The sequence below is a fragment of the Streptomyces sp. NPDC057623 genome, from assembly GCF_042800355.1.
Classification (GTDB): Bacteria; Actinomycetota; Actinomycetes; order Streptomycetales; family Streptomycetaceae; genus Streptomyces.
In genome coordinates this window covers 1-3,697 of the sequence record NZ_JBHVGZ010000148.1, presented here as the reverse complement: position 1 = coordinate 3,697, position 3,697 = coordinate 1, and the positions used below count along the sequence as shown (strand labels likewise).

General features: G+C 69.3%; 3 protein-coding genes. 2 read left to right on the top strand and 1 reads right to left on the bottom strand.

Annotated features, from left to right (window positions below):
* Positions 1-165: 165 nt before the first annotated feature.
* On the bottom strand, positions 166-1,146 hold the full coding sequence (locus ACFU95_RS50520) for a tripartite tricarboxylate transporter substrate binding protein (protein WP_152172899.1): 981 nt from the start codon (positions 1,144-1,146) through the stop codon (positions 166-168).
* A gap of 1,131 nt (positions 1,147-2,277) precedes the next feature.
* Between ACFU95_RS50520 and ACFU95_RS50515 the strand changes: the two genes are divergently transcribed.
* Together ACFU95_RS50515 and ACFU95_RS50510 are read left to right on the top strand one after the other, a co-directional pair.
* The gene (locus ACFU95_RS50515) at positions 2,278-2,640 is read left to right on the top strand and encodes a hypothetical protein (RefSeq protein ID WP_383844567.1); all 363 of its coding nucleotides are present in this window, start codon (positions 2,278-2,280) and stop codon (positions 2,638-2,640) included.
* A gap of 57 nt (positions 2,641-2,697) precedes the next feature.
* The gene (locus ACFU95_RS50510; protein ID WP_383844564.1) at positions 2,698-3,408 is read left to right on the top strand and encodes a hypothetical protein; all 711 of its coding nucleotides are present in this window, start codon (positions 2,698-2,700) and stop codon (positions 3,406-3,408) included.
* Positions 3,409-3,697: the final 289 nt, after the last annotated feature.

Sequence of the window (3,697 nt, the reverse complement as noted above, 5' to 3'; positions counted from 1 at the left end):
TACCCTTCCCGGAGAGACTTAGGGGTCCGCCGTTTCTGACCCCCTCTTCCAGCGATTACGCAGAAAACGCCGCCAGGAAGAGCCCGACCCCGGCCGCCGCGACGACCAGACCCGCCGTGACGTCCGCACGGTGCGGCCGCGACCAGGACTCGTCGGGCGGCGTGCTCACAGCTGTCCCGTCTCCTGAAGGCCCTTGCGCACCGAAGCCTGGGTCTGTGCCAGAAACGCGGAGAGCGTGTCCCCGGTCATGAAGGTCGTGTTCCACTGGTTGCGCTTGGCGATGCGCTTCCATGTGTCGCTCCGCACCGCCCGCTTCAGGGCGTCCTGCCAGTACTTCACCGCGTACGCGGGCATGTCCGGAGGACCGTAGATGCCCCGCCAGTTGGCCAGCGTGACGTTGTATCCCTGCTCAGCGGCGGTGGGCACGTCCAGTCCGGGCAGCCGCTTCTCGCTCAGTACGGCCAGCCCGTTGAGGTCGCCGGACTTCAGGACGGCGGAGAACTCACTGACACCGGCGATGGCGACGTCGACGTCCCCGTTCAGCAGGGCGGTGGTCTGGTCCCCGCCACCCTGGTACTCCACGTACTTGACCTTCCTGGGGTCGGCACCGGCCGCCGACACCAGCAGGCCGAAGGGGACCTGGTCGTCGGACGCGGCGCCGACCGTGACGGAGTCCGGCTTCTTCCGCAGAGCCGACAGCACGGAGCCGACGTCCTTGTACGGAGAGTCGGCGGCGGTCACGACGACGTAGTACTCCGTCATCAAACGGGCCAGCATGGTGACGTCCTTGTACCCGTACTTCGACGTGCCCTTGAGCTCGTTGGCCATCATCGACAGCGACGTCACGGATATCTCGTCGTCCGCCTTCCTGTGGCGTTCGACCATCTGCGCGAGCCAGACGGCTCCGCTCGCCCCCGGACGGTTCTCGACCGGAAGGGGGACATCGACGATTTTCTCCTTCTTCAGCGCTTCGACCACCGAGCGGATGGTGAGGTCGAAACCGCTGCCCGGGTCCGCTCCCGCGGTCATGGTGATGGAACCCGAGGGGTAGTCCGACCCGTCGGACGCCTCGTCGTCGGTAGTGGTGCATCCCGTCACAAGAGATGCCACCACAGCCGTCGTCACCAGATATCGGGCAGATGCCATGGGCTTACTCCTAGCTGGTCGTGCCTCGTGAACGGCACATCGTTTCGATGGGAACGGGGGAGCCGAACGAACGGAGATGCCGAACGAACGGAGGAACCGGCGAACAGGAACCGGGTGGACGGAGGAACCGATGCGCGAGGGATTCGCCGCGCAGGACGCACAAGGAAGGTCGCGCGGGCGGGTCGCTCGCCGGCGGACGGGGACAGCCGGGTCGGTGCGCCTCGGCGCCCCGCCGGGCCTCTCGCCGCCAAGGCCCGGGCAGCGGCGCGCCGCCCCGGCCCGGCACCCGTGGATCGCGTCGTGCCGCCCAGCACGGTGGCGCCCGTCACGGACGACTGGTCAGGTGACCTGTCCTGCCTGTGCCATGGCTTCGGTGCCTCGACTCGCGCGAGCCGGGAGCCGGTCGGCTCTTGAGCCGACCAGGGGCCTCGCCGGATACGGGCCCGGTGGCACGCCCGCCGCGCTACCGCCCCGGGCCGTACCCGTCGGCAGGGCAGGCCCGACGCGTCCGCCACCGGGAACCGGTGACGCTCCGGATGACGGATTCGTCGCTCGGGTCCGACCGTGGTGCTTTCGCGGTGCCAGGTGGAGACACGACGGCCGATACCGGGCCGACCGACGCCGAGAAAATGATCGCGCGCTTGCCGTGCGCGAAGGGCTTGCCATGGGTCAACGCCTCGTGGGGGGTGAGGAGTCCAGCGGCTGCACAGCAGCCTGTGTGCGTCACAACCTCCCAGCTCACGGCACCCCAGGAGAAGTGTGAGACATCAAGATTCACAGAAGCCGCACACATGGCCCCGGCGGGCCGAAGTCCCCGCAAGACGTGCCGCCCCCACAGCAGCTCGCGCCGGTCGTCCTGGTGGGCCTCGTCAGGCCGATTCCCGGCAGCAGGTCGAACAGTGGCGCCGTTCCTCATCCCGACACCGAAGCGACTGGGACCCGAGCCCGCGACTCGTCGCCACTCTCGCGCGGTACATGTGCGACTCCCCGTCGGTTCCCTGTCGCCGCCGAGGGCCGGCAGGGGATGGCGAGTTGAGCCAAAGGGGACGGCGGAGGTGCGTCTCTGTTCACAGGCAGACCGGAAGATCCACCGACCCACCACCTCCACTCTGTGACGGAATGTCCCACAGAGTGGCCAAGGGTACTGGCACCCGCCTTGAGTACGGAGGAAGCACGACTGCCGAAACGGCGAAGAACCGGCCCTGGACAAAGCAGCGAACGCCTCGCCGGGCGACAGCGGTCACACTGCTCGCGGCGACCGTCGCCGCACTGGTCGCCGTCGCCGCACTGGTCGCCGTCGCCACACCGGCGCAGGCCCGGGATGTCCGGTACGTCAACGGCCCCGTCCGCGCGACCATCGGCGAGGCGTCGGCCGACATGGGGGCGACCGAGCGGAAGTGCCGCAACCAGGGCGGGCAGGTCCTGTCGAGCGCGATCGTCGGCACCCCCGACCAGATCTACGCCAGGGTCGAGTGGGGGGCCCTGCGCGGATAGACGCTTCCGAAGGCGTGACGACGAGTCGCCGTCACGCCTTCGGGCACCAGGGCTCCCATGGCACGTCAGCCGTCCCGGCGAGCAGGTCACCGTCGAGGCGTACGCCGAACCAGCACCAGGAAGGAGAACCGGCGGCGCGCCCTCGCGCTTATTCGCCTGTGGGCTGCGGCAACCGAGGGCGCCTTTGACCTGGACCTCGGCTGGGGCGTCGGCGCGGTGGTCGGCAGCGGCTACGACTACAGGCGGGCCGAGAAGGCCACGGGCACCGTCGCCCTGGTCACCCGGCACATGCCGCCCGGCGGCACCGCGATCCTCGCCGAGGTCCGAGAGGACACCCCAGAGACCCTGGACCTGCTGGCCATGCGCTACGACGCCGTCCTCGAACGCCGTCCCTGCGACACGGTACGCACCGAGCTCAAGTCCATGAAGGAGGCCGCCGAACGGATCAGGAGGGAGGAGGCGAAGGAGCGGCGCGACCACAAGAGGGCCGAGGCCGGGCGGAAGTTCAAGGACGGGGTCACGCAGCTGAAGCAGAAGATCGCCGCCTGGTCGGCGCCGCGAGCGCGGGGTCACACCCCCCGACCCCGCAGGGCGGGGCGGGTCAAGCCAGACCCGCCCCGCCGCCGCATGCCGCGACGCAGACGGCAGGCCTCGACCGAGGAGGAGTGGCCATCCCAACTCCGCACCCGCCTCCCAAGGGCAGGCGGCCTGTTCGAGCACCCCGGCCCGATCGACGGTCGATGCCCTCGTCACCCGTCACAACCGTGATCCGACGCCCGGAGCGAGACCGTCGCCAGTGGCGTTGGGTACACACGCAAGCCACCCCGGCGACGGTCACGTCGGTCCTGATCAAGACCCACCGACTGGTACCGCGGTACCAGTGGGCCACCGAAGATTCCCCCGCAGTCCCAATGTCCTGACCTGCGGGGCTCGTAGGTTCGAGAGCAGACACCACGTCGCAACCCGCGGACGGGTTCGATGTTCGAGGCAGGAAGGGCCCACTCCCATGATCGAAGCGCGTGAGCTGACGAAGCGGTACGGCGACAAGACGGTCGTC

Bases quoted from the DNA above. Each gene is read 5' to 3' on its own strand.
- ACFU95_RS50520 (WP_152172899.1), bottom strand. From the start codon at position 1,146: ATGGCATCTGCCCGATATCTGGTGACGACGGCTGTGGTGGCATCTCTT.
- ACFU95_RS50510 (WP_383844564.1), top strand. From the start codon at position 2,698: ATGGCACGTCAGCCGTCCCGGCGAGCAGGTCACCGTCGAGGCGTACGC.